Below are 25,571 nucleotides of genomic sequence, written 5' to 3'. Positions count from 1 at the left end.
TTGTTGGGGAGGTCGTCTTCAGGACCGTAACATAGTTTCACGTTCGCAGCGCGAGCGTCTATCTTTGAGGTACCCCATCCCGTTGCGAACTTGTAAAACAAAGCTGCTCAAAGCAGCCAGGATAGGAACCGTTATGTCACCCAACAACAGTGTGAATACTGAACACCAAGTTGAGCTGATCACCCTCGGCAATGGACGCAAAGTCTCAATACGCCCCATCTGTCGCAGTGATGGCCAGCTTGAGAAAGAACTAATTGAACAGTTGTCTCCAGAAACTCGCCGCGATCGCTTTATTGGCGGAAGCTGTAAAGCCAGCCAAAAGCTATTGGAGTTACTCACAGATAACGACCACCATGTACATGAAGCTTTTATTGCACTCTGCAGTAGCGACAGAGCACAGAGAGCCGTTGCTATAGCACACTACGCACTTGACGTTGACGGACGCGCTTGTGAGTGTGCCGTTGTGGTGAGCGATGACTGGCAGGGGTTAGGTTTGGGACGCTTAATGTTAAAGCGACTCATCAACTGCGCTCAGGATCAGGGGCTTGAACGAATCTATTCGATTGAGTCAGCACAAAATAGACGAGTGGACAGTTTCGCAAAATCCATGGGCTTTACCTGTAAAGCCGATGCCAAAGACTATACCCTGCTCACCTATACACTAGAATTGAAAATTAATCTTGAGACTAATGGCTTTAGTCACAAAGAGGAAGTTTCCCGAATAAATTTGGAGTAAGTGAGTAATTTAAGAATTTAAGTCCATATTTATATTTATTTATCTATATGAAGCAGGTGCCCTTGGTACTTGCTTCACCTATTTTCTACTTAACTGTACATCGTTTTCCTAATACAGCCTTGGCGACCTCAAATTTCTTACAGTTATTGGTCTTTTATAATACGACCTCAAGAAAATTTGGATCACCACCGCCCGCCAAATTTTTATATACTTATTTTGTATTTATACGCTCCACAGCAGGGTACCGCTCACTTGCCCATTCTTGGCAGATATCTGCCAAGTATTGGGCTAAATCTTTCTCACTAATTTCTGAAGGCATTGATATCCCAGCACTGCGACGCTTACCTTCATTGCCCTGATAGAATGTGGCCCAGCTATTCGACTGCCTTTCGATCAAGACTTCCCTACCAAAAACATTGAATTTAAGCTTTTTCATAAAGAACTATGTACAACTAAAATGCCTCAAGGCTTTGCAATTGCTCACACAAATTTCACAAACCTATTTTCTTTGCATGGATACAATATACTCTCCATCAGATACAATAAAGTATTTGCAGGAGTTAATATAACTCCTGCAAACCCAATAATTTCTTCTTTTATACCACTCTTCTTTAGTCAAAAAAATCATCACACGCCAATGGCCCACTAAATTCGAGCAAGGCCTGAGGCATTTGAACTTGCTCCTTCAGCTGTCCAAATTGATACAGATAGAAGTTGACATCTGCCTGCATGGATTTCATATAACTCTGCTCACCACCAAAAATAATTACAGAGGGAAACTCCAGTGGATAAAAGCTGGCAATGTCTGCTTTTGCTTCGACAACTAACTTGTATGAAATTTTGTTAAGTTCAACTTGTAGATAACCTGAACAGGCATCTGCTTCCCGCTTAACAGAGAAACCATTAAAAGCCGGTAAAAAAATCAGATCATACTCTTCAGAAACATATCGCCCCGCCCACATTTCAATCTCTGAGTCACCCAGTTTAGCTCCGGTAATCATATAGTAGAGGTCATCTGTTAGCCCCATTGAATAGATCATACCGGCACTGGATTCTTTGTCATACCAGCCCTTATCCAATTGCGCATAGCCAGCACCGGCTAGAGACATAGAACCATCAAAATAACTGTAATTGACTGGGGTACCGACCGTATATAGGAACCACTTTCCTCCTACCCCAGGTATCTCAGGAATAAATCCAAAAGGGGTTTGACCGGGGTTTAACCCATGCCAGTAATGGTGGTGTTCACCAGCCCACTCCATATTGAACAGGAAATCTGGGTGTAAGACCTGTACACCCTGCTCATCGGCCACAACTACTCCCGGTACTTCATAGTAGAACTCATCAATACCTTCAGGGTGCTTCAAGATCAATTCATCAAAAAAGAGATCATACTTCGTGGTAGCTCCGGTCTCTGAAGAAAAAGCTAAATGGATATAGGCTTTAGGCTTGGCAACTGCAAAGTCAGGTGCAATATAGGTTTGTAAGCTAACTTTGAAATATCCCACATCGGGAATTGCAATGTTATAGAACCATTGCTCAGCCCAGGTTTCATCAGAGCTAGGCTCATGTGCACTTAAGTCACTTAGAGTGGTAGCACCAACAAATATGGGAGATATCATTAATCCGATTACAGTCAGTATTCTTTTTATCATAAAATACATTGAATAATCCTCTTTTACTCTTCAGTAGTTACATTACGACAACAACGTTTAAGCTGAGCATTAATCCAAAGCCGAATTGCCAGCCACAAGATACTAGCCGTACAGTGCAAGATTATTTTTTCATTTCTTATGGGTATTAATTATTTGCGATCTATTCTACAAAGATAATCAAATACATTTATTTTAATTTTTTGGTCAATCAACCTTCTACTCAATAAAAGTGGATAGTCATAAAAGCAGCGTGATATTCCTCTTTAATCGCGAATAAACACCTAAACTGTTGGATAAAATTCCCTCCTCTCGGCGCTTTAATTAACATGAATAAGAATATTCCTTCCAAGTTACCAATATTGATTGGTGGTGAGTGGATTCAGTCCAAAAGTACTGAGTGGCTGGATGTAACCAACCCCGCTACCGGCGATGTTCTTACACAGGCGCCATTGTCTACCAAGATTGAGCTGGAGAATGCAGTAATTTCCGCCAAAGAAACATTTGATCAATGGCGAAATACGCCGGTTACCGCAAGAGCACGGATTATGTTGAGGTACCAGGCGCTTCTGAAAGAAAATCAGGAACTGCTGGCTGAAATCCTCAGTGAGGAAACAGGTAAAACTTTTGAGGATGCCAAAGGGGACGTCTGGCGCGGTATTGAGGTTGTTGAGCATGCAGCCAATATCGCTTCACTAATGATGGGTGAAACCGTAGAGAATGTTGCCAACACCATCGACTGTTACTCCTATCTACAACCTATTGGAGTTTGTGCGGGGATCACACCATTTAATTTCCCCGCAATGATTCCACTGTGGATGTTTCCAATTGCGATTGCCTGTGGGAATACTTTTATTCTGAAACCTTCTGAACAGGACCCTGTCACGCCTTGCAAACTGGCCGAATTATTTGCTGAAGCGGGGGCTCCAGCAGGTGTTTTACAGGTAGTACATGGCGGCAGGGAGCAGGTGGATTTTCTTCTAACACATCCCGACATTCAGGCCATTTCATTCGTTGGTTCAGTCCCCGTGGGGCGGCATATTTACCAGACGGGTACCCAGCACCTAAAACGTGTTCAAGCTTTTGCCGGTGCTAAAAATCATATGGTCGTAATGCCCGATGCCAATAAGGCTGCGGCTATTAATAATATTGTTGGATCATCCATCGGAGCTGCCGGGCAACGCTGCATGGCGATTTCCGTCGCTGTACTTGTTGGAGAGACACAACAATGGGTAGACGACATTAAAGACGCTATGTCAGCTATCAAGCCCGGTCATTGGAAGGATACGCAAGCGGGCTTCGGTCCACTAATATCACCCGCTGCCCGTGAGAGGGTGCTTGGGTATATCGCCCAGGGCAAAAAGGAAGGCGCCCGCTGTGTGTTAGATGGCTCTGAAATTACTGTCGAAGGGTTTCCCAATGGGAACTGGGTTGGTCCCACCCTATTTGCCGATGTTACCTCGGACATGTCGATCTATACCGACGAGATTTTTGGTCCCGTACTTTGCCTGGTAAATGCCGACTCCCTGGAAGACGCAATCCAATTAATCAATAACTGCCCCTATGGCAATGGCACCTCAATATTTACGGCTAGTGGCGCTGCCGCACGTAAGTTCCAACACGAAATATTAGTGGGACAAGTCGGTATTAACATGCCTATTCCAGTGCCGTTACCTTTCTTTAGCTTTACCGGCTGGCGAGCGTCATTTTATGGTGACCAACACGCTTATGGAAAACAAGCTGTACGGTTTTATACCGAAACCAAAACTGTTACGGCACGCTGGTTTGACAGTGATATAGAGCATGCAGAGCACACCAACTTAACCATACAGCTCAAATAATGTTAACCGGAGAGCAGCATGACTAAAACAGTCGCATTTTTAGGGTTGGGCCATATGGGACTGCCTATGGCCACCAACCTGGTCAAGGCGGGCTTTGAAGTTAAAGGATTTGATCCGGTCACTGAAATACTGGATACCGCTGTAGAAAGCGGTATCAAAAAGTGTTCCTCTCCCCAAGAGTCCGTTGAGGAAGCAGATTTTGTGGTAAGCATGCTGCCTAATAGCGCAGCGGTTGAGTGCCTGTATATTGATACCGATAAACTGCTCGACAGTATTTCTCGCGACTGTTTGATTATCGACTGCTCCACTATTTCTTCCAACAGTTCTAAGCGCCTTATTCGTGAAGCCAGAATCAAAGGCCTGCAAGCCATTGAAGCCCCTGTTTCCGGGGGAGTAGCGGGTGCTAGCAAAGGAACTTTGAGTTTTATGTGTGGGGGAGAGGCCGGTGATGTCGACAGGGCCCGGGAAGTTCTAGAGCCAATGGGTAGCAATATTTTCTATGCCGGAGCAGCGGGAGCTGGCCAAACAGCAAAGATTTGTAACAATATGCTGCTGGCTATTCATATGATTGGTACCGCTGAAGCCCTGCAAATGGGAATAGATAATGGACTCGACCCCAATGTGCTCTCCGACATTATGTTAAAAAGTTCAGGAGCCAACTGGTCCCTACAAAATTACAATCCCTATCCCGGAGTAATGCCCGAAGTTCCAGCGAGTAAAAACTATAGCGGTGGTTTTATGGTAAGACTTATGTGTAAGGACCTGGGGTTAGCTCAGGAAGCCGCCACTCAGAGTAAGAGCTATACGCCTCTCGGCTCAATGGCGCGCAATCTCTATGGAATTCTCAATTTGCGCGGAGGTAGTGATTTGGACTTCTCATCTATTCAAAAGCTATTTCAAGAAGTGGATTAGCTGCGTAGCAGGCTGGGTATCCACAACCCCAGCCGCAACTCCACTTCTCTCCAGCGCCAGTTACTAGCTATGGTTGCATGACTTTACCGAGAATTCGGATTTCACGCACTTGATCCCACTCTATAGCAAAGTAGAACTTTTGTTTGCGTCCAGCATTACTGGGAATCGTCAGTTCTTCAGGGTTTCCTTTACCCCTAAACAAGTTGGTTGCATAGCCACCCTGATTAATAAGGAATACTACGATAACATCAGCTTCCAGAGTATTGATGAGAGCAGCACCAATTGTACTCTACCCTGATTTACGCCCATCATGGACGCCTTCTCTGTCACCATCCATAATGGTTTTTTGCCAAACTTGACGATACTAGACATCACTGATTCTGCCGCTTTCCCTACGCTACACTCCTACTTATCAGTATTTTTTCGTGCAAACACAGAGGAACATAAAATAAGACGGGCAAATAAAATCGTTATTCGCGCTGGTATCTCCATATCTTTTACAATTCATTCCAACCTAAGCCAGATCCGATTAGCTGGATTAGGTTGGAAATATTAGCAAAAGAAATATTACTTGGAAAAACGATTAGTACTTGGGCGGTACAAAATCAGAATTACTGTCCCTGCCCTGTTGCTGCAATTTGAACCTCGCGAATATTTACATGCTGGGGCTGGGAGTACATGAACATTGCTGTGCGAGCAATATCCTCTGCATTAATTGCACCACCAATAGATTCTTTCCATTGTTGATAGGCCTCAATAATTTCTGCTGAGGTAGTGTGGCTTAGCAGCTCTGTTTCCACCGCGCCGGGGCATATGGTCATTACACGTACCCCGGTAGGCGCCACTTCCTCGCGCACGGTTTCACCAATAGCAGAGACAGCATATTTGGTACCACAGTACGCAGCATGATTGATAAATGTTTTTACTCCAGCAATAGAACTGATATTGATAATGGTCCCGGAATGGCGAGTTTTCATATCTTCCAAAACTGCCTGCATACCGTTAAGCAAGGCCAATACATTCACATCGAACATTTGCCGCCACTCATCGGGGTTCTGGGTTTCAATATTGCCCAGTAACATTTTGCCGGCATTGTTAATCAGACAGTCAACCGGACCGAACTGAGTCTCAGCCTCACGAATTGCCCCACGCAAGGCTGCCATATCAGTCACATCCACTTTCCTGCAAAGAGTATTTGGCAGATTTAAAGCTTCCAGTTTGTCCACACGCCTTGCCAACAATAATAAAGGATGCCCGCCAGCAGACATATGTTGGGCAATGGCAGCACCAATACCTGAACTGGCTCCTGTAATAACAACGAGTGGTTTGGACATGGGCTCTCTCTCCTTCAATGAGTTATCCCGGCGGATAGTTTTGTTTAAGTAGACCCAGTATAGGAATTCCGACTAATATGATTAGCCCAACCAATCGGAAAACATTGTTTGGTTTTTATGAACAATATCTCATGGCGCGCTATTCGTGCATTTATTCAGGTGGCCGATGCCGGAAGCTTCACCGCTGCAGCGCGGGACAGCGGCTTTTCCAAGGCCAATTTGAGCCAACTGGTCACAGAGCTGGAAACAACCCTGGATATACAGCTTCTCTACCGCACGACAAGACAACTGCGTCTTACCGAGATTGGTGAGGGTTACTATTTGCGTTGCAAGCAAGCGATGCAGCAGTTGGATTCAGCCGCCGAGTGGGCCAGTGAATCAAAGGGAGGACTGGAGGGAAACATCCGCATCAACGCTGTTGGTGGCGTTATCGGAGAGAGCTTAATTGCTCCGCTGGTGATCAAGTTTCAGCAGGCCAATCCAGGAGTTAGAGTTCATCTAGACTTTTCCAGCACCCGAGTAGATTTGATTCAAGACCAGTACGATTTGGTTATTCGTATGGGCAGCTTGCCGGACTCCTCTCTAATCGTGCGTAAACTTCACACTATCAAAACCCGATACGTAGCCAGCCCAAAGTTCCTTCAAGAATATGGGCCTATAGAAAAACCTGCTGACTTAGCATCTGTACCGCTAATTTCCGGCAGTGTGGATCAATGGCTGCTGACACGAGGTAAGAACCAACAGGTTGTGCAAGTTGAAAACAGCACTAAATTGATTAGCGGAAGGGTAATGCACCGCGCTGCAATTGAGGGACTTGGAATTACCCGGCTGGCAGATATCTATGTCCAGGCAGATATTGCCAGTGGACGCCTGGTTGAAATTCTGCCCGGCTGGTCTGAGTCTACCGAGCTCTCGATGGTATGCCCGCCCCTACGCCACCAATTATTACGGGTGCGCAATTTGATGCAGTGGCTCAAGGAGGGTTTTGCAGATATTTATTTACAGGCTTTAACTGTTAGTCCTATTGAATAAAGTACCTCAAATAAACGCGAACAATTTGTCTCTGTGACTAGCTTTTCCTAATTACCGTCAAAGTTCACCTTCTGATTTTTTAATTGCCTGTAATTCCACCGGTGACAAAGCCTTGTAACCACGCAAATAGGGCCAGCCATACCCCCAGCGAAATGGGGTGGGTAAAAAAGGCGTACCGCCAACCCGAACTCCAAGTAACATCATTAGTGCAACTTCTTCTTCCCCGGTTCCAGCTACACAGACTTCCAGATCTTTATCCGCCTGCTCGCGTTCATCGTATGTGCCCCCTTTCCAGTAGGCATAATCATGGGCAATACAGCAGTCGAGCCACAACTCCTGTTGATCAAAAGTTCCATCGGGAAATGCGCTACAACCATCAGTAGTAAATGGTTCTATTTCCTGCGCAAAGGCTTCCAAACTCAATAAGGAAATGAACAATAACCAGCGGCACATCAGTTCTACTCACACACTCGAAAAAAGTAAATCGGCTCGAACACTGGAATATAACCCCACCTCTTCGATAAATCGCTAAAAATTGAATTTGAGCCCACTTGCCATTAGTGTCTATTAGACACATAATATTTCAAGACCTATTATTCAAGCCCTGGAGAGACCGGGGTTTATTCACAGCAAGGAGCTTGCTGCTATGGCCCAGCACTACGATTTTGCCGTTTTCATCGGTCGATTCCAGCCATTTCATTCCGGACATCTAAAAGTAGTCCAGTGCGGATTAGCTCAGGCCCAGCACCTGATTATCCTGATTGGCTCCGCCAACCAGCCCCGCAACCCTCGCAACCCCTGGACTCATCGCGAGCGGGAACAATTTATCAGGAAAAGCTTAAGCCAGAGTGACAACAAGCGCCTGACCTGCCTACCTTTAATGGATGTGCCCTATAACGATGAGCTGTGGGTACGCAATGTACAAAACTCCGTTAACGGCATAGTGACCGCTCATCACACCATTCCCCACAAGCCACCTCAAATTGCATTAATCGGGCACCAGAAAGACCAGAGCGGTTTTTACCTCAACCTCTTCCCCCAGTGGGGATCCCTTGGGGTGGAGAATCACAACGAAATCAGTGCAACCCCCTTTAGGGAGGCACTATTTACCGACAGCGCCGATAGCTTGTTGAATTCACTCAGTCAGGAAATGCAATTGCCAGAGGGCACTGTTGGCGCTTTAAGAGAGTTTGTGGAGACCAATCCAGCCTACGGCGAGATGCGCGAAGAAATGGCATTTATCCAGCGCTACAGATCCTCCTGGGCCACCGCTCCCTATCCGCCAACTCACGTGACTGTCGATGCTGTAGTGGTCCAATCTGGCCATATCCTGCTGATAGAGCGACGATACTCAGATGAGCTTGGCTATTGCTGAGCTCCTTCTTGAGAATTCGAATCCCCAAGAGTCGGACTTTGCACAAGCTTTTATCCACACTTATAAGCGTGATCCTCGCCTTGGATATGCATCAGGCTTTCAAAGCCTTCTCGATAGCTGTGAAACTGGAAAGGATTTAACTCGCAAGATAAGGCCTCACAGCAAACGTAACGGTGCTGCAATGCGCTCAGTACCCCTTGGGCTCATTCCCGATATTGATCAACTACTAAAAGTGGCTAAATGCCAAGCTAGCGTTACGCACAATACCGAAGAGGGGATCTTATCTGCTCAAGCAGTTGCCCTAATGGCACATCTATTAATCTACCAAAAATCAGCTCTAATTGAGTTGCCCAAGCTTATTGAGAAAAAGCTCAACCTAAAATTAATAGGAAGCTGGTCTGACAAGGTCAACTGTGATGCCTTAGAAACCTTGGCTGCGGTAAATACAGCACTACAAAGTAATCGTGACTTCCTTGGACTATTGAAGACCTGTATAGATTTTGGTGGTGATACTGATAGTGTCGCCGCAATTGCCTGCGGGCTTGCAGCACTTACCAGAGAGTACGATTCGGAACTTCCTTTCAGTTTACTCTCTGGCCTGGAAAATAGTACTTATGGATACCAATACTTGATTGAGCTAGATAAAAAATTAGTTAATAATTTTTTATCTTAAGAAGCTAAAATATTTTTCAGTTAAAGCTCTAAATTTCTTATAAATTTATGATCAGCGGAGCTTTCACTCAAACGATAGAGCGCTGCAGGCCGACCTTTTTCAGAACGTTTTTCACCAGTATCCACTAACAGATTTGCCTGCTCAATTCGCCTGCGAAATGATTTTTTCTGTATTGGTTTCCCAATTATTGCCTCATGTACTTGCTGCAACTCTGGCAAGGTAAAAGTTTCCGGTAATGCAAATGCAGGCACAATAGTATATAGCGCTTTTTGAACCAAACGCTCATGGGCACGACTAATAATTTCCTGATGATCAAAAGCCAGAGATAATTGAGATATCTGAGAGTAAGGCAACCAGCCCACACTCGACACAGTATCGATTGCACTTGCACAGCATTGGTGGGCAATCAAGGCAGTATAGGCAACCGTTACCGACCACCCCCGTTTATCCCTGCTGGGCCCTCCAAAAGTATAAAGCTGCTCTAAATAGGGCGGTATAACTGATGTCTTTTCTTTTAGCTTTCGGTTAGCTGTCGCCTCCAGACTATTATCTTCGGTTTCAGAGACAAATCCTCCAGGCAAAGCCCACTTCCCTTTCTCTGGGTGAGCAGAGCGCTGCACCAAGAGCACCTTGAGTAGCCCTTCGTGATAGGTAAATAGAACTGCATCCACAGTAACTAAAGGAGCGTCAAAATTACGCTTCTCATAGCGAGCTATGTAGTCTTTTTCATTCATAAGGATAGACAAATATCATTTAGACACTTAGTGTAACTCGAAGGTATTGGTGGGATAAAGTTATTTACTTTCAGGTAATTCTGAGCTGTCAATTTCCTCTTGTAGCTTTTCCAAGTCGTCCAGAATTCTCAGGAATTTCTGTCCAAATTCTGTAACGTTATATTCCACCCGAGGAGGAATCTCTGCATAGCTAATCCGCTCCAGTATCCCGAACTCCATATTTCTTCGTAAACATTCATTCAGGACCTTGGTAGTCAAACCCTCAACGCTGCGAACCATCTCCCCCGGTCGATTTACCCCTCTAGCCAGAAGCTGATAGACAGTAAGGGACCATTTACAGCCATAGATAGTCTCAACCATTCTGGAACTTCTCTTGGGCGGGCGCTTTCGCGTGAGCATATTTTTCTCTGATTTCATCAATACTTACCAAAAAGTAACTAGTACACCATTTTGTGCTTACTTTTCAACCTGTCCGGTTCTTTTCTAAACTCCACTCACGTAATGAGCATATCTCAGTGAGGAAATAATATGAGTGACTCCACTAAAAGACCAGATTCTGCTGAACAAAAAGAAGTTGCCTTAATCGTTGGTGGTTCCAGTGGTATGGGGCTCGCCATTGCAAACCTGCTGGTGAAACAGGGAATTCACACAGTTATTATTGGCAATAATCTCAACAAACTTGAAAGAGCCCACAACGAATTAACTCAGATGGGCTCTGCAGAAGCACTTCAGGCAGACCTCTATCAACAGGCTGATATCAGCAATATTATCGAATATATAAAATCCAGCAATCATCATTTTAAATACCTGGTAAACGCCGCTGGATATTTTAATCCTACTGCATTTCTTGAACATACTCGGGAAGACTACGACACTTATCTCGACCTCAACCGTGCCACCTTCTTTATTAGCCAGGCCGTAACAAGAAACATGGTAGACAACGGCGGAGGGAGTGTAGTGAATATTGGCTCCATGTGGGCCAAGCAATCCGTAAAGGCGACACCCTCCTCTGCCTATTCAATGGCCAAAGCCGGTTTACATTCGCTCACCCAACATATGGCGATGGAGCTGGCCGATCACAATATTCGGGTTAATGCAGTATCCCCTGCGGTGGTTAAGACGCCTATTTATGAATCCTTTATCGATCCAGGGGAAATAGACCAAGTACTTGCCTCCTTCGATAGCTTTCACCCTATTGGCAGAGTTGGTACCCCCAAGGACATCGCTGATGTCGTAGACTTTCTTTTAAGCGACAAAGCAAGTTGGGTAACTGGAGTCATTTGGGACGCTGATGGCGGGGTAATTGCTGGGAGAAACTAGAATACCAAAAAGCCCGGATAGAAGTATTTTATTCGGGCTCAATTTCGAGAAATTCCTGCACTGCAACTCCTGCTAAAGAAATTTTATTTTAATATCCAGAGTAAACCATCAAAACCGCCTAGAGTAGACAATTAACTTCTAGCACATCACCAATCGTTTATGTATTAATATACTACTAACGGTAAGAAATTTAATAGCATCAACGACATTCTGGTCTGCCTGCGAGTGCCCCTCATCTTTTTCAAAAAATCTAATGAGCTTTTTTTGATCTAGAAATGGCATATCTAGAGTCTCACGGCTATGGACAATATCCTTCATATACTCATGAAGTTTCTTGTTTTTCTTATCTGTAAGAGGCGGAGTCCATAGCGGTTGTTTTTGCTTCTTGTAGGCCCTGTCTGTTAACACCGACTTCATAGCCTCTCGCAATACATATTTCTCAGTTAATCCTCGAATTTTATATTTTTCTGGCAATACTGATAGATAGTCTACTAAGTGGTGGTCAAGAAATGGTTGGCGACCTTCAATCGAGTGAGCCATTTCTGTTCTATCACCCATCATTGTTAAGACAAAATGAGGAAACATAGACTTGGTAAAGGTATACAAGCTTTTAGATAAAACAGGTCTATTTTTTAATACAGACATGCCACCTAAATTTTCCATGAGAGTATCTGCAATCTGATTGTTCTTTATATAATCAGCATAATCTTTACAAAATAATGGAAATATTTTTATACCCATATCCATAAAACTCTGCATCCAATTTGGAAAGAAACCAAGGGCAGACTTCACTACCCTTGACTGATGTAGTCTCGCAGAGGACATAAAAACTCCATCAGAAACAGGGTCGCCACTCTCCAAAGCTTTTAGAATTAATTCTTTTTCTTCCTGGGGAAGATCTTCTAAGTAATTCTCGATAAAGTCTTGCCTAAACCAACCGTAACCAGCAAAAACCTCATCAGCCCCATCCCCAGTTATTACGACTTTATACCCTCGATCTCGGACAGCCCGACTAAGCACATATTTAGTAATAGCGTTCCCATTGAAGAACATTTTTTCACCGATGTAGGCCGTTTCTTCAAAACAGGAAACCAATATATCGCCATTAATTTCAACTGGATGATAATTACTCCCCGCATATTCGGTCATGGACCTGGCATCGGATGATTCATCATAAGTCGGGTGGTCAAAAGACAAGGTGAATGCATCTATCGGCTTGTCAAGCATGCTCTGAGCAATTCCTAAAACAGAGGATGCATCTAATCCTCCACTCAAGTAGCAAGCAACTGGTACATCAGCTTTGAGTCTTAACCTAATCGCCTCAGTAAACCTTTGTCGCACTTCGCTTATAACTTCTTCTTCTCTAAACTGAGTCTTTCTTTGCTCAACAATAGTAGGGAAATAGAGATCCCAATAAAGATGGGTCGAAAATTTTAAGTCATCCAAATAGGCAATACCGTAATGACCAGGAGGCAATTCAAAAATATTACTAAATGAGCTAGATGCAGGAGCATGCAAGAAACTAATTTCCTGCCAGTAAGTATGCGGGTTCCACTCTACCGGCAAGCCAAGGGCTTTTAAGGCCTTAACCTCTGATGAAAAACTCAAACATCCATCTGCCCAGTAATAAAAAAGAGGTTTTATTCCAAACCTGTCTCGAGCAGAAAATATTAGTTTCTTCCCTCTATCGTAAAGTACGAAAGAAAACTCTCCTCGAAGATAGTCCAGGCAATAAACACCATACTCTTGATATAGAGCAATCAGAATTTCACTATCCGACTGCGTGAGAAAACTATATCCTCGTCGAATAAGATCATTTTTTATTTTCACATAATCATAAAACTCACCATTAACAATACAAATTATTTCCCCGTCACTGCTCAACAGAGGCTGCTGACCACCCTCTAAGTCAATAATACTGAGCCTTTTATGCGCCAGCCAGGCTCGGCCATCTCCTGATGACCAGAATCCCTCACCGTCTGGTCCTCGATGGGAAAGGGTCTGTAGTGCACGAGAGATCTGTTCCCGGTTATACTTAACAGCGTTAGAGAATACCCCTAGCAGCCCACACATTTGACTGCCTCCCCAGTATCGATAAAAGGATTGTCTCAGGTTAGCAAAAAGGAACTTCGCGCCATTCTCACGAAAAAGAGGACAAATGACTCTGCATTAAGGAATTGTATTAAATAAAGATATGAGGTTGATATTCAGGGCCGAATTTACACTTCACTAGACGAGCTTGACCAGCTGAACTAACAAGTTCATTTGGATTTACATAACCATAAAACACTGGAGCCATATATTCAGATCGAAGCTCCCATACCCTTTCAAAATGGGTCGCCGATAAATATACAGTGCATTCTTGAGTTCCAGATTGTTAAATTCAGAATTTTCACTTTACATAGAAACCGGACCTTTAAACACTCTAGAAACAAATTTAAACATTTTCGCGGGAATATTCATAGAATATTCCTCACATCCGAACTCCAACATTTAACTTAATGTACCCCATCAAACTTATGGCATATATATTACAGCGAGCAAGTGTATTTTTACTTTCCTTGCTTTTCGGTTTATCTGGCATCAAACCAAAAATAAGCTTCTATGGAAACTTTTAAAAACTCGCAAAACTATTGAGCAGAGTAGCTCTCTTGTAGATACCCTACTACCAGAACTTGGTTACAAGCTCAGACTTCAAGAGAGCTATAAATTTAAAAAATCGTATTTTCTTTCACTATCCAGCTAAGCTTTAGCTAGAACTCTAGATATATTGCTGCTCTAGGAAAATCTTTTGATTTACCTGAGCAGCCTAAAATCTATGCTTAGAATAAAGATCTCTCAAATTTACATTGTACGTATTCCGCTCGATTTAGATTGACGATAAAAATACCATTTAAACTCAAGCAACTAAATTTATACGTAAATACAAATTATACAGCCCAATTAATAAATATAGACCGCCCCTGAATTTTCAGCTTCATTGCTCTCAGGGTTTGCGAACAAACCGCTATCCGCTCCATCTTCAGTGTTCGCCCCTACTGCTAAACTAGCTCCATCTCCACTTAGCGCAACAGAGCCACCAAAATGGTCTCTCGAGTCTGTGTTGCTCGCTTTAATATAAGCTTCACTAGACCAGTCTACGCCATTAAATATATAGGTATAAACTGCTCCTGCTTTATTTGAAGATTCGTCTGTACTATCTCCGAACAATCCTTGGCTATAGCTTTTCTCTCCCCATGCTCCCACGGCTATAAAACTGCCATCATCACTCAGGTTTACCGCCTCTCCAAAGTAAGCCGATACATGAGGATTGGAAGCTTTCAAATAGGCAGTTTGCTCCCAAGCGTTTTCTTTTCGAGAAAAAATGTAGACAGCACCACTGTTAGATCCACTTTGTAATGGGGCGCCAACTGCTAGAGTTTGCCCATTACCACTTAAATTGAGCGCAAATCCAAACCAATCACCAGCGACAGGATTACTAGCCGATATCTTGCTATCTTCTACCCAGGATTCACCATCCAACTGGTATAGATAAACGGAACCTGCCTCTGTATTGTCAGCATAAGCCCCAACTGCGAATGAAGCCCCGGCATCATCAAGGCTTATCGAAGAACCAAAACCTAACCCCTCAGAACTATCAGCAGCCTTAATATAGGCATACTGTGACCAACTTCCCTCCTCATTAAGGAACACATATACCGCTCCAGAATCTTCAATAGAATCGCCATCAAGACCACCATCTTCACTGGGTGCGGTTACTGCTAAAGTAGAACCATTCCCACTAAGGCTAAGGGCATAACCAAATAGGTCATTATTTCCTTGATTGTCCGCTTGAAGTCGGGCGCTATGGACCCAACCTTCATTACTTCGGGAAAAAATATGAACAGCGCCCGCAGAAAAATTATCATTTTCCCCATTCTCCTTGAATGCCCCTACTGCAAGCGTATAACCATCATCGCTAAGGCTCAATGCAGTTCCAAACTCTGCAGATTCTTGAGGATCTGGAGACTTAAGATAGGCTTGCTGTGTCCATTCGCCATCTTCCCGACTAAAAATATAAACTGCACCTGAATCAGGTGTCAGGTTATCCTCTTGGTCACCACCGCTATCTTCGCGAGGAGCACCTACTGCAAGCAGGTTGCCATCATCGCTAATTGCTAGATTCCAACCAAATTGATCGTCAGCATCCGTATTACTGGGTTTAAAATAGCCGACACTACCTATCACTTGCTGATCAATCACTACTGCTTCAGAATCAACACATCTCTCATCATCACAAGTTTGTAATAGGTATCGGGCATTAAGCCTCTTATATAAAGGTACCACTAATTCAGTGTATTCTGTTTTTGGCGCAATTGGATCTCCAACGGGTTCAAACCCAGAGTGCCCATCAGCATTTTCAAATAACTGATAATAAGTTGCCCCAGAAACATCACTCCAGCGAAAGGTTAGCGTTTTAGGTTTCTCATAGTGGAGCTCCATGGTAGCAGCTGTAAGCTCTCCACCTGTGTCTGGATCATCTCCCCCGCTCGAAGATCCATTACAACCTGAAAGATATACACTGAACATCAAGATTGCTAGGTTAATATTAAATTTCACTATATGCTTTCCTTATAGGTCATCGTATTATTTTTCAAAACTCTCTTATCCTTAGTTCTTAATTAGATATAATTTTTATTGTCAACACGAAAATACAGACTATTCTCGCATCGCCTTAACACTAAAATATCTCCAACAAGAACCACTGCGAGAAGTAAAATTAGAATAAACTTCGAATATATTCGCAAATAAACAACTCCCTTTTATAGACTTAGGTTTGATTCTCTTTTAGAGCCTTGACAGGATTAAGGGCTCAGACTGCTCTATTAATTTTCCAATTAAGACTTAGAAATTCACTTCTTGAACTCACAATAGCTAATATGAATTTTAAGGCCGAAATAACCAGCATAAAAAACATATAAAGCAAATACTCAGACGAGCAGAAATTATTATATATATTTTATTTGTTCGGCAGCCGACAGTAATAACCACTCAACAAAGTGTAAAACTCTCTTCAACGCCTATACTATTTATCTTTTATTATTGGATTTGCGCTAATTATCCTGCACACCAAATGGAGCGGCCGACCAATACAAAATCAATAGCAATGCCTATAAACATAACCTATTAATTTAACCTATAAACTATCACCCTTCACATTACAGCCGAGACTTTACAAGGCACTCATAATGAAACTGCCACCTAAACATTCTGATACTTTTAAGCAGCCTACAAGATTCAACTGACAGAGTGAACTTTTTTTAATAAATATATTTTTACCCTCCAAATTAGAACAACAGGCCCAACTAAAAGTCTTTAATGGCTAGACATCTGTCCGAACTTGAGGGTACGTTTTCATAAAGAAATGTGACTAAAAATTTCTTAGCAAACAAAAATACGAATAGCTTTTAGAAATTTTAAGCCAGATACCCCATACAATTACACAAAATAAATCGATGATGAGATGACAGCTTAACAATTTTCGGACATCAAAATTAAGAGATGTGAGCTTCCACCCATTTAGATAATAGAGTAATATTATTATCGTATCTCATACTTTTTATATATGAAAGCAGTTTAAAAACGTGTGGTAGTCATTTCTTGTAAAAAAAATCTGTGAGTATTCCAATATTTATTTGGAGCTCAAGCTATTAGATACTCAACTACTCTTCCAGCTCGCTCTGCACGTAATTTTCGAATCCACAGCCTCATCCTGGATTTACTAAGGAATCTCTGAATAACTCCCATGGCCTCACAATATTCATTCATTATATATTTTGGGTTGACTATCGGTTATACAAGCTCCTGTTGGCACTTGGAGAGAGAAAACACCTCTTTCACAACTTGATCATTATTGATCTTGTTGAGTGTAATGCTACCAGCAGCCAAATTTAATATGACTACTCCTATTACAACAGCTAGATAAATTACCGCCCTATTAAGGCATGATTTAATATTAACCTTTGGAATCACTCCTATTACTAATTGAATTTGGTAAAACCAAATCTACTGGTTTTCTTGAATTAACATAATCACGGAATTCAGGAGCCACATATTCAGAACGCAACTCCCATATCCTTTTAAAAGGGCTCATTGATAAATATGCAGTATATTGACGAGTCATTGAATCCCAAATAGTAAAATCCAACCTGTTTGCCTTATATTGGAAATAGGCCTCTTCCCAGATTTTAAAAAAACGATATACAAAACCAATGATCCTTAAAGTATCGGCACTCGACAAAGAATCAAAATCCTTCATTGCTTTGGCAAAGATGTCTGCCATTGGTCCGTCACAAATTGCTGCCACAGCTTCTCGATGAGCAATGGATATCTCATGCATAGAAGCAATCTTTGATTCTTTATTCTGAACTCTTATTAAAGCGGCAAGATAGACTAAAGATGCGACAACCGCAAAGGCACCACAAGCTCACCAACGGCACTTAATGTATCCCATAGCATACTCAAAATTCAATCTCGTCAAGCAAGGCGTAAATTATATAATTTTTGACACTATCACTTTAGACTTTGAAAATACCCGAAACTACTAGTCTCACTGTCAAGATATTATATAGGCACTTGTCACATGGTACTTATTTCATCTTTTAAAATAATTTAGACTATAGGTAATTAGAAAATGACAAAATAGTAAAACCAATAGAATGGATTGATTTGTGCACTTCTTTTTTATCGAAAATATCACATAGATGCTAAGGCTATATATTTTCGCATCAATGAAGTTGCCTATTTTAAATAAGTATAATTCTAAAACAAGAAATTTAAACTAAAGGAATTAAATAATATCCAGCTGAAATGGCATCCATTAAGCTGAATAACTGATACAACTTCTGAAAGAGAGATAGAGCCCCTCAAAAGGAAGAGCGCTCCATATTAATCATATGCATTGATCTGTTGCCTTAGTACACTAAGGCAACACCAATATCTATGTTAGAAAGCTAAGAGTTTAACCCACTTCAGCCAGATTCCCTTTACTTTCCAGCCACTGCTTGCGGTCTCCAGCACGCTTTTTAGCCAGGAGCATATCTAGTAGTTGATTACTGTCATCTCCTGAATCTATGTAAAGCTGTACGAGACGTCGGGTATTGGGATCCATCGTAGTTTCACGCAATTGCATAGGATTCATTTCTCCCAATCCCTTAAATCGGGTTACCTGAATCTTGCCCTTTTTCTTTTCTGCACTGATACGATCAAGGATGCCCTGTTTCTCAGATTCATCCAACGCATAATAAACGTCTTTACCGATATCAATTCGGAACAGTGGGGGCATGGCCACATAGACATGACCGTTAGTAACCAACGGACGGAAATGACGTAAGAAAAGCGCGCATAACAGCGTAGCAATATGTAGGCCGTCCGAGTCGGCATCGGCGAGGATACAGATTTTGTTGTAACGCAAGCCTTCCAGGTTATCGCTGCCCGGGTCCACACCGAGGGCTACAGCAATATCATGTACCTCCTGGCTAGCGAGAATTTCCCCTGAGTCAACTTCCCAGGTATTCAGGATTTTACCGCGCAGAGGCATGATAGCCTGGAACTCCCGGTCTCGCGCCTGCTTGGCGGAGCCACCAGCTGAATCCCCCTCCACCAGAAAGAGTTCGGAGCGCGTGGTATCGCCACTGGAGCAGTCTGCCAGTTTGCCAGGTAAGGCCGGTCCCTGAGTAACTTTTTTACGTGCAACTTTTTTCGCGGAGCGCATGCGCTTCTGTGCATTGCCAATACACAGTTCCGCCAGTTTATCGCCCTCTTCCGTATGCTGATTCAGCCACAAGCTGAATGCATCTTTGGCGACACCGGAAATAAATGCAGTCGCTTCACGGGAGGAAAGTCTTTCTTTTGTCTGGCCCGAGAATTGGGGATCAGCCAGTTTGGCAGAGAGAACGTAAGAACATTGGCTCCAAATATCTTCTGGTCCCAATTTAATTCCGCGCGGTAGCAGATTGCGGATTTCACAGTATTCGCGCATTGCTTCCAGCAGACCAGCCCGCAAACCGTTGACATGGGTACCGCCCTGAGCGGTAGGAATCAAGTTTACGTAGGATTCAGCGGTGACCTCTCCGCCCTCTGGTAACCATTGGACCGCCCAGTCTGCCGCCTCAGTAGTAGCTGCAAAACTGCCTACAAATGGTTCTGCTGGCAGTACTTCCCAGCCCTGATTTGCAGCGGCCAAATAGTCCTTGAGGCCATCTTCGTAATACCACTCATCGGACTCGCCATCCTGCTCATTGATAAACGTAACCGTGAGACCCGGGCAGAGAACCGCCTTGGCACGCAGAAGGTGTCGTAGGCGCACCACTGAAAATTTAGCGGAATCAAAATATTGGGGATCTGGCAAGAAGCGAACACTGGTGCCTGTTGTGCGCTTGCCGCACTCACCTACTACTTCCAGGTCGGAGGCCTTTTCACCATCCTTAAAGCCAATGCGATGAACCTTGCCATCTCGCTGGATAGTAACCTCCAGCACTTTTGAGAGGGCATTAACCACCGAAACACCGACGCCGTGAAGGCCGCCGGAGAATTGGTAATTATCATTGGAAAACTTACCGCCGGCGTGCAGAGTGGAGAGGATAACCTCTACACCAGGCCGTCCCTGCTCAGGGTGGATATCGACAGGCATACCGCGGCCGTTGTCGCTGACAGAAAGCGAGTGGTCCTTGTGTAACACCACTTCAATTTTCTTGGCATGTCCGGCCAGGGCTTCGTCGACACTGTTGTCGATTACCTCCTGAGCCAGGTGATTTGGGCGTGCGGTATCGGTATACATCCCGGGGCGCTTACGCACCGGATCTAGTCCCGTGAGTACCTCAATATCTTCGGCGGAATAATTAGCCATAATTCTTATTGATTACTGCTCGTTAAATAGAAATTCGGTGATAGGGTCGCAATAGCGTGCGAACTCCTGGAAACTATGATCGCCACCGTCTTCAATGGTCTGGCGTTGCCCTTGGTAGAAATCCTGCGCATCGCGATAATCCAGAACTTCATCCCCGCGCTGGGCGAGTAACCAGTAGCGACTCTGTAATGGCTTCTCCAATTCAGCCTGTACCCGCTGCATGGCATCTACATCAACCTGGGTAAGACGGAATTCCTCTTCTTCACCGCTATAGGGTTTTAAAACCTTCCCCACATAGGCTGGAATAAAGCGCGCGGGGCGCACTGCAGGATTTATCAGTACAGCGGGCAATCGGAAGCGCTCACCAAGGTAAGTGCACCAAAAGCCCCCCATAGAACTCCCTACCAGTCCAATGGGCCCCCTATCAGACTGCCGAAGGAGATCCTCCACAAGAGCCACCAAAGATTTCTGCGCCTCCTCTGTATAGGGAGGAATCTGCGGTGCACAGAAGGTAACATGCGGGTATTGGGCCTGGAGCCGTTCCCGCATCAACTGGCATTTGAAGGACTGTGGTGATGAAAGGAAGCCGTGCAGATATATCAGCACCGGCCTTCCCTGAAGATCATTAGTTTGCATAGGCGGTGATTATAGCGCCCATATCGTCAATCGGGGGCGCTATGTAACCAGAAGCCTCAAACCGTGTGGGAATCACAGCAATGTGCGATTCAAACTGGCAAAGGCCCGCCCCATATCTACACGCATATCAGACCAGAAAGTAACACTGGTAAAGCGCTCCAAGCGTCCACCCGGGCCATAGGCACCAAAGTTCTCACCGATATCGCGGCGATCCCGGAAGCGCATCACTGCATTGCCCTCTCGATCATAAAGAGTTCCAACCAGTACACCATAGGCACTCTGCTCGGTGTAGACGCGCCAGGTCCAGGGAGAGGGGTCCAGTGGCGCAGCTACCGAAAATTTCTCCAGGGATAAGGACAATGTATAATCTGCCTCTTCCTGCTCCTCTGCTATCACGCTGTTACGGGGTTCGAGAAACTTCTCGGCAAACGTTTTGACCAACAGTGCATTCATCTGCTGTAGGTCCCTATCATCCAGCTCGTAATCTTTCTCTCTGTAGCGGGTGCGCGGCACCGAAGAAAAGCGCTTGGTGTAATCAATTTGCACAGGGGCAATAAACACTTTGGAGCCGCTCATATCAAAAGCAAAAGCCGCGGCAACTTCATCCAGCGAGCTGGATCTGGGAACCAAACCTTGGCTATCCTCCTGCACTGCCAACTTTGAGTCCCCCACCTTACTGGGATCATGAGCACAGGCACCGACTAATAACGCCAAGCCAATGAGCGGTAAAACAAATATTCTGTTCATTATTATTCCTCACTTCCCGATGTTATCCACTTAGCGGACGGAGTAGCTGCAAAATACGCATGAAATGAGGGGCAGTAGCGCAAATAAAACCCCAGTACCTATTAGCGTATTTTATCAACTGTCAAATACTACTATTGATTCTGGTATGCCCCATTAAACAAATATCATCAATGATCATAAGTCTGGGGAAATTTCATTGTACGGTCAGAAGACAAAAAAGATAATGGTAAGTTCGTAAAGGGAGGCTTTACAAATAAAGACGAGCTAGAAACTCTCAAATAAAACGATAGAAATCCCACAAAGTGGGACTTCAAAAAAGTAGGCACATTTCAAGGAGAGGTGACTCAGTAGCCGGAAGACGCAAAATCGACAGAGTATTTTGAAACCTCAACCCTTTCGACCCCGGATTTATAGCTACCGTCATCATATAAATCGAACCAACGATATCCCGGCATCTCGTCGTCTACAGCAAAAGGCCCACTACCCGGAGTAAATTGTACAGACGTAGAAGGTGTCGCATGTAAGCCGACCCGACCCTCATGATTATCAAACTGCTGATGTACATGGCCCCACACGAGCGCTTTGACTTGGGGCGCTTTGGATACCATTTGCAAGAGTTGCTCACGTCCATCTCGCAACATATGGCCATCAATCCACTTACTACCCACCTGTACCGGTTGGTGGTGCATCATGATCATTACCGGGTGTTCCCGGGTTTCCCAAAGCAGCAGCTGCAAACGCTCAAGCTGAGCTTCGCTAAGACCGCCACATATCTGGTTTTCAACACTGGTATCAAGAAGCAAGAGGCGCCAATTTCCTAGGGCAACCACTTCTGTACAGCGTTGTGGGGCCAGCTGTTTCATACGAGAGCTTAAGTCGTGATTCCCCGGTAGCCAGTACCAAGGTTTCTGCACCCTGCGCATTTTCTGAAGAAACCGGCGGTAAGAGGCCTCGGCCCCATTCGCGCTAATATCTCCTGTCGCCACCAGCAGTTGCGCTGCCTGCTGTCTGGAAACGATTGCGGACAGTACCTCATCCAAAGTATGACCGGTATCCAAACCCAGTAATTGATAATCCGGCCGGCTGCCAATGTGTGGGTCTGTTATTTGGATCAGACGATATGAATTGGTCTTATCGGACCTGCTAGGCTTATTGTGCTCGCGAATCACTTGCTCACCTTGTAATCACATCCATGTGTTCTACCGCAGAATTAAATTTTTCGGCCATCCAGCACTAATTGAAATTCTGCGCGACCATTTGCAAGACAGTACTCAAGCCACTCACCGAGAAAACGGTTGGCCTGAGGCCTCTCATCTGCGCGCTGCATACGGGGATTTGGGTAAGCGATATCCACTCCTTTACCACCTACCGGCCCACAGCCATTAACTGCTATCACCTCTGCCATCCGCGCATCGTGATAGAGACGAGCGGTCAGGTTGGGAGATACTAGCCAGTGGCTTTCACTGAGATTTACCTCTGCGTCCAGTGACACTTCTGTGGTGTACCTGGATCGCGCTACCACTCTCAGCTTTAAGCTGCCACCAGGGATTTGATAGCACCATTGCTCTCTCTCTGAAAGCTCAGGTAACAGCCTCAGTAGACGTAGGTAGTTAGCGTCGCAGTCGGCATGATAAGACGGTAAATCGACGCGATATACTGCTTTACCGTTGCCATTTGGCGACATTTTCGTCTGCCTGCGCTGACGCGCACCTACCTCACGCACTAGAGCCATTATCAACACTCCAATTCAATTGCCGCCGTGATTTACATCTCAGTTTGCCTTTTGTCCGGGTAAAGTAGCGCAAAAGGCTGTGACCGCTCAGGCGGGTGACGTCATATGAGTAAACTGTTTCCGATTTAACTCTAGCCACTGCACCGAAATCAGTGTTGTGGCATTGTCTATCGGGTTTTCTCCCGGGGCGTAATCCCTCCGCATCGCATCTACGACGTTCTGCCTCGGGAATACCCGCAAACGGATATCCTCATTTTCCTCAGCCAGGCCGAATACGCCCTCGGCCTGCTCCAAATCTACCAGGGCACAATACAGATGTATCCGCTCCGAGCTGCCCCCGGGGCTGGGGATATAACTGTGGATAAAATGCAGGTCGTCCACAGTACATCCAGACTCTTCCAATACCTCTCTGTGCGCTACATCCTCCAGACTCTCCCCTTTCTCCACCATACCGGCTACCACTTCAAGACACCAAGGCCCTGCTGGGCGCCCTAGGGCACCAGTGCGGAATTGCTCGGTAAGTGCCAACAGGTCCCTGACAGGATCGTAAAGTAAGACTCCAACGGCCTCTCCGCGCTGAAACAGTTCCCGCTCTATTTCATTGCTCCAACCCCCGCGAAACAAGCGGTGGCGCAATCGCAGGCGCACCATAGTGAAAAATCCCTTAAACACGGTTTCCCTGGAAATTATGTCTACCGAATCAGCGGTGAACTCCGGGTTTAAATCAGTTCGACTGTTATCTTGTGGCATGGTTCGTCTTTCCCTAGGTTTCGGTTTTGCTGCGCTGCTTCCGCGACAAGACCGGGGTACCAGCTGTTATACTCTGCGCCCACCGTACCAGCCGCTGACTGCAGAGGCTATCCGGGTTTCCGTGTTGAATTTCGAGAGTACACAACATGAGAGTGCTGAATATCGCCTATCAGCAGCTACGGCGCTATGGCAAGACAAGGGTTAGCTGGGCACAAAAGCTCACCTTCGGCCTGATTAAAAATGACCACTACACCCAAGTGTTCAGCGACCGCGATATCGCCGCATTTGAGGCACCCTTTGGTATTCGCGACCTGGGTGTAAAAAAGGCGAACCGACGCTTGATGGAAACTGTCGAGGCCTTTGAGCCAGACCTGATCATCGCAGGCCACTGCGATATGATCACTAACGACACTCTGAAGGCCATTAAGCAACGCCTGCCCAATTGCTTTATCGCTCACTGCAATAATGATCCCCTCTTTGTTCCCAGCAATGTCGAGCGAATCAAATACCGCGCGGAAGTCGCCGATGCAGTTTTTGTATCCACCGGGCGAAGAGAACTGAAAATATTTGAGGGCTTTGGTGCTCGTGTTTATCACATGCCGAACCCGGTTGAACCCTCGATTGAAAACCTCAATAACGCTGAACGCACGGATTTAGCCATCGACCTGCTTTTCTGCAGTAACAGCAATAATTTCACCAAGCGTCTGCAAATGGTTAAAAACCTGAAAGATGCCTTGGGGGATTCGCTGAACTTTAAAACCTATGGCAGCTTCGGCGAGGCTCCCGTTTGGGGCCGCGACTACGACCACGCCCTATCTCAAACCAAAATGGGATTGAATTTCAATCGCCAGGATACCCACTACTGGTATTCCTCAGCACGTATGGCGCAGTTGGCAGGCAACGGTATTTTGCAGTTCACCAGTGATAAATTACATTTTGATGACTTGTTGCCTGCTGAGAGCGTCGTTTATTTCTCCGATGAGCAGGACCTACTGGAAAAAATCCGCGAATTTAACGGTGACGATGCCAAGCGACGCGCCTGGGCCGCACGGGCCAGAGAGTTTTTCCACAATGAAATGAACTCGAAGCTCTACGCTCAGTACATTGTCGAAGCCACAAGCCTACAGCCTTTTAGCCACGACTATGCTTGGGCTCAAGATATCAATCTGGATGGCACTCTCAGGTAGTGTTGCACCCACCCTATTCGATC

Annotated in this window: 23 protein-coding genes; 8 read left to right on the top strand and 15 right to left on the bottom strand. The window is 44.9% G+C overall.

The genetic code is table 11. The features are described from left to right. Nucleotides 1-133 precede the first annotated feature (133 nt). Nucleotides 134-736 (top strand): GNAT family N-acetyltransferase, encoded by a 603-nt coding sequence (locus tag ACJJI5_RS03755; protein WP_445355544.1) that lies wholly within the window; start codon nucleotides 134-136, stop codon nucleotides 734-736. 211 nt (nucleotides 737-947) lie between these two features. Here ACJJI5_RS03755 and ACJJI5_RS03750 read toward each other — a convergent pair whose 3' ends face one another. Continuing rightward, nucleotides 948-1,172: a DUF7661 family protein gene (locus ACJJI5_RS03750; RefSeq protein WP_445355543.1), complete on the bottom strand. Its 225-nt coding sequence runs from the start codon at nucleotides 1,170-1,172 to the stop codon at nucleotides 948-950. 175 nt (nucleotides 1,173-1,347) lie between these two features. Further along, complete coding sequence (locus tag ACJJI5_RS03745) at nucleotides 1,348-2,400, bottom strand: hypothetical protein (protein WP_445355542.1); 1,053 nt, start codon at nucleotides 2,398-2,400, stop codon at nucleotides 1,348-1,350. A 317-nt stretch (nucleotides 2,401-2,717) separates the two neighbouring features. Between ACJJI5_RS03745 and ACJJI5_RS03740 the strand changes: the two genes are divergently transcribed. Both ACJJI5_RS03740 and mmsB read left to right on the top strand, forming a co-directional pair. Further along, a complete protein-coding gene (locus ACJJI5_RS03740; protein WP_445355541.1) occupies nucleotides 2,718-4,229 on the top strand; it encodes a CoA-acylating methylmalonate-semialdehyde dehydrogenase in 1,512 nt (503 codons plus the stop codon). An 18-nt stretch (nucleotides 4,230-4,247) separates the two neighbouring features. Further along, nucleotides 4,248-5,141 carry a 3-hydroxyisobutyrate dehydrogenase gene (gene mmsB / locus ACJJI5_RS03735; protein WP_445355540.1) on the top strand — a complete coding sequence of 298 codons (894 nt, stop codon included), beginning with the start codon at nucleotides 4,248-4,250 and terminating at the stop codon, nucleotides 5,139-5,141. Nucleotides 5,142-5,752: 611 nt separating this feature from the next. Here the strand turns inward: mmsB and ACJJI5_RS03730 are convergent. Further along, nucleotides 5,753-6,475: an SDR family oxidoreductase gene (locus ACJJI5_RS03730; RefSeq protein ID WP_445355539.1), complete on the bottom strand. Its 723-nt coding sequence runs from the start codon at nucleotides 6,473-6,475 to the stop codon at nucleotides 5,753-5,755. 117 nt (nucleotides 6,476-6,592) lie between these two features. Here ACJJI5_RS03730 and ACJJI5_RS03725 point away from each other — a divergent pair, with 117 nt between their 5' ends. Next, complete coding sequence (locus ACJJI5_RS03725; RefSeq protein WP_445355538.1) at nucleotides 6,593-7,507, top strand: LysR family transcriptional regulator; 915 nt, start codon at nucleotides 6,593-6,595, stop codon at nucleotides 7,505-7,507. 57 nt (nucleotides 7,508-7,564) lie between these two features. Here the strand turns inward: ACJJI5_RS03725 and ACJJI5_RS03720 are convergent, their stop codons facing one another. After that, complete coding sequence (locus ACJJI5_RS03720) at nucleotides 7,565-7,960, bottom strand: hypothetical protein (RefSeq protein WP_108734714.1); 396 nt, start codon at nucleotides 7,958-7,960, stop codon at nucleotides 7,565-7,567. 193 nt (nucleotides 7,961-8,153) lie between these two features. Here ACJJI5_RS03720 and ACJJI5_RS03715 point away from each other — a divergent pair, with 193 nt between their 5' ends. Continuing rightward, complete coding sequence (locus ACJJI5_RS03715; protein WP_445355537.1) at nucleotides 8,154-8,882, top strand: adenylyltransferase/cytidyltransferase family protein; 729 nt, start codon at nucleotides 8,154-8,156, stop codon at nucleotides 8,880-8,882. Further along, the gene (locus ACJJI5_RS03710) at nucleotides 8,863-9,555 is read left to right on the top strand and encodes an ADP-ribosylglycohydrolase family protein (RefSeq protein ID WP_445355536.1); all 693 of its coding nucleotides are present in this window, start codon (nucleotides 8,863-8,865) and stop codon (nucleotides 9,553-9,555) included. Before ACJJI5_RS03715 ends, ACJJI5_RS03710 begins: the two co-directional genes overlap by 20 nt. A 20-nt stretch (nucleotides 9,556-9,575) precedes the next feature. Here the strand turns inward: ACJJI5_RS03710 and ACJJI5_RS03705 are convergent, their stop codons facing one another. Beyond that, the gene (locus tag ACJJI5_RS03705) at nucleotides 9,576-10,289 is read right to left on the bottom strand and encodes an NUDIX hydrolase (protein ID WP_445355535.1); all 714 of its coding nucleotides are present in this window, start codon (nucleotides 10,287-10,289) and stop codon (nucleotides 9,576-9,578) included. Nucleotides 10,290-10,349: 60 nt separating this feature from the next. Continuing rightward, entirely contained in the window at nucleotides 10,350-10,706 is a 357-nt protein-coding gene (locus ACJJI5_RS03700) for a winged helix-turn-helix transcriptional regulator (protein WP_444934330.1), read from the bottom strand. Nucleotides 10,707-10,817: 111 nt separating this feature from the next. Here ACJJI5_RS03700 and ACJJI5_RS03695 point away from each other — a divergent pair, with 111 nt between their 5' ends. Further along, the gene (locus ACJJI5_RS03695) at nucleotides 10,818-11,609 is read left to right on the top strand and encodes an SDR family NAD(P)-dependent oxidoreductase (RefSeq protein ID WP_445355534.1); all 792 of its coding nucleotides are present in this window, start codon (nucleotides 10,818-10,820) and stop codon (nucleotides 11,607-11,609) included. A gap of 138 nt (nucleotides 11,610-11,747) precedes the next feature. Here ACJJI5_RS03695 and asnB read toward each other — a convergent pair whose 3' ends face one another. From asnB to ACJJI5_RS03650, 9 genes are all read right to left on the bottom strand, one after another. Further along, nucleotides 11,748-13,682, bottom strand: coding sequence for an asparagine synthase (glutamine-hydrolyzing) (asnB, locus tag ACJJI5_RS03690; protein WP_445355533.1), 1,935 nt, complete (start codon nucleotides 13,680-13,682; stop codon nucleotides 11,748-11,750). Nucleotides 13,683-14,552: 870 nt separating this feature from the next. Then, nucleotides 14,553-16,208 carry a hypothetical protein gene (locus ACJJI5_RS03685; protein WP_445355532.1) on the bottom strand — a complete coding sequence of 552 codons (1,656 nt, stop codon included), beginning with the start codon at nucleotides 16,206-16,208 and terminating at the stop codon, nucleotides 14,553-14,555. 1,396 nt (nucleotides 16,209-17,604) lie between these two features. After that, on the bottom strand, nucleotides 17,605-17,988 hold the full coding sequence (locus tag ACJJI5_RS03680) for a hypothetical protein (protein WP_445355531.1): 384 nt from the start codon (nucleotides 17,986-17,988) through the stop codon (nucleotides 17,605-17,607). A gap of 621 nt (nucleotides 17,989-18,609) precedes the next feature. After that, a complete protein-coding gene (parE, locus tag ACJJI5_RS03675; protein WP_282931020.1) occupies nucleotides 18,610-20,496 on the bottom strand; it encodes a DNA topoisomerase IV subunit B in 1,887 nt (628 codons plus the stop codon). A gap of 12 nt (nucleotides 20,497-20,508) precedes the next feature. After that, the gene (locus tag ACJJI5_RS03670) at nucleotides 20,509-21,102 is read right to left on the bottom strand and encodes a YqiA/YcfP family alpha/beta fold hydrolase (protein WP_413663541.1); all 594 of its coding nucleotides are present in this window, start codon (nucleotides 21,100-21,102) and stop codon (nucleotides 20,509-20,511) included. A gap of 102 nt (nucleotides 21,103-21,204) precedes the next feature. After that, the gene (locus ACJJI5_RS03665; protein WP_445355530.1) at nucleotides 21,205-21,879 is read right to left on the bottom strand and encodes a hypothetical protein; all 675 of its coding nucleotides are present in this window, start codon (nucleotides 21,877-21,879) and stop codon (nucleotides 21,205-21,207) included. Nucleotides 21,880-22,223: 344 nt separating this feature from the next. Then, the gene (gene cpdA / locus ACJJI5_RS03660; RefSeq protein WP_445355529.1) at nucleotides 22,224-23,048 is read right to left on the bottom strand and encodes a 3',5'-cyclic-AMP phosphodiesterase; all 825 of its coding nucleotides are present in this window, start codon (nucleotides 23,046-23,048) and stop codon (nucleotides 22,224-22,226) included. A gap of 41 nt (nucleotides 23,049-23,089) precedes the next feature. Next, nucleotides 23,090-23,611, bottom strand: coding sequence for a DUF1249 domain-containing protein (locus ACJJI5_RS03655; RefSeq protein ID WP_282931016.1), 522 nt, complete (start codon nucleotides 23,609-23,611; stop codon nucleotides 23,090-23,092). Between the two features lie 87 nt (nucleotides 23,612-23,698). Beyond that, nucleotides 23,699-24,361 carry an NUDIX domain-containing protein gene (locus tag ACJJI5_RS03650; protein ID WP_445355528.1) on the bottom strand — a complete coding sequence of 221 codons (663 nt, stop codon included), beginning with the start codon at nucleotides 24,359-24,361 and terminating at the stop codon, nucleotides 23,699-23,701. 146 nt (nucleotides 24,362-24,507) lie between these two features. Between ACJJI5_RS03650 and ACJJI5_RS03645 the strand changes: the two genes are divergently transcribed. Beyond that, nucleotides 24,508-25,548, top strand: a complete 1,041-nt coding sequence (locus tag ACJJI5_RS03645; protein WP_444892190.1) for a glycosyltransferase family protein — start codon at nucleotides 24,508-24,510, stop codon at nucleotides 25,546-25,548. Nucleotides 25,549-25,571 lie beyond the last annotated feature (23 nt).

The sequence above is a fragment of the Microbulbifer maximicatervae (SeqCode) genome, from assembly GCF_052467955.1.
This window is presented reverse-complemented; position numbering and strand designations above follow the sequence as displayed.

Bases quoted from the DNA above. Each gene is read 5' to 3' on its own strand.
- ACJJI5_RS03755 (WP_445355544.1), top strand. From the start codon at position 134: ATGTCACCCAACAACAGTGTGAATACTGAACACCAAGTTGAGCTGATC.
- ACJJI5_RS03750 (WP_445355543.1), bottom strand. From the start codon at position 1,172: ATGAAAAAGCTTAAATTCAATGTTTTTGGTAGGGAAGTCTTGATCGAA.
- ACJJI5_RS03745 (WP_445355542.1), bottom strand. From the start codon at position 2,400: ATGTATTTTATGATAAAAAGAATACTGACTGTAATCGGATTAATGATA.
- ACJJI5_RS03740 (WP_445355541.1), top strand. From the start codon at position 2,718: ATGAATAAGAATATTCCTTCCAAGTTACCAATATTGATTGGTGGTGAG.
- mmsB (WP_445355540.1), top strand. From the start codon at position 4,248: ATGACTAAAACAGTCGCATTTTTAGGGTTGGGCCATATGGGACTGCCT.
- ACJJI5_RS03730 (WP_445355539.1), bottom strand. From the start codon at position 6,475: ATGTCCAAACCACTCGTTGTTATTACAGGAGCCAGTTCAGGTATTGGT.
- ACJJI5_RS03725 (WP_445355538.1), top strand. From the start codon at position 6,593: ATGAACAATATCTCATGGCGCGCTATTCGTGCATTTATTCAGGTGGCC.
- ACJJI5_RS03720 (WP_108734714.1), bottom strand. From the start codon at position 7,960: ATGTGCCGCTGGTTATTGTTCATTTCCTTATTGAGTTTGGAAGCCTTT.
- ACJJI5_RS03715 (WP_445355537.1), top strand. From the start codon at position 8,154: ATGGCCCAGCACTACGATTTTGCCGTTTTCATCGGTCGATTCCAGCCA.
- ACJJI5_RS03710 (WP_445355536.1), top strand. From the start codon at position 8,863: ATGAGCTTGGCTATTGCTGAGCTCCTTCTTGAGAATTCGAATCCCCAA.
- ACJJI5_RS03705 (WP_445355535.1), bottom strand. From the start codon at position 10,289: ATGAATGAAAAAGACTACATAGCTCGCTATGAGAAGCGTAATTTTGAC.
- ACJJI5_RS03700 (WP_444934330.1), bottom strand. From the start codon at position 10,706: ATGAAATCAGAGAAAAATATGCTCACGCGAAAGCGCCCGCCCAAGAGA.
- ACJJI5_RS03695 (WP_445355534.1), top strand. From the start codon at position 10,818: ATGAGTGACTCCACTAAAAGACCAGATTCTGCTGAACAAAAAGAAGTT.
- asnB (WP_445355533.1), bottom strand. From the start codon at position 13,682: ATGTGTGGGCTGCTAGGGGTATTCTCTAACGCTGTTAAGTATAACCGG.
- ACJJI5_RS03680 (WP_445355531.1), bottom strand. From the start codon at position 17,988: ATGCATGAGATATCCATTGCTCATCGAGAAGCTGTGGCAGCAATTTGT.
- parE (WP_282931020.1), bottom strand. From the start codon at position 20,496: ATGGCTAATTATTCCGCCGAAGATATTGAGGTACTCACGGGACTAGAT.
- ACJJI5_RS03665 (WP_445355530.1), bottom strand. From the start codon at position 21,879: ATGAACAGAATATTTGTTTTACCGCTCATTGGCTTGGCGTTATTAGTC.
- ACJJI5_RS03655 (WP_282931016.1), bottom strand. From the start codon at position 23,611: ATGGCTCTAGTGCGTGAGGTAGGTGCGCGTCAGCGCAGGCAGACGAAA.
- ACJJI5_RS03650 (WP_445355528.1), bottom strand. From the start codon at position 24,361: ATGCCACAAGATAACAGTCGAACTGATTTAAACCCGGAGTTCACCGCT.
- ACJJI5_RS03645 (WP_444892190.1), top strand. From the start codon at position 24,508: ATGAGAGTGCTGAATATCGCCTATCAGCAGCTACGGCGCTATGGCAAG.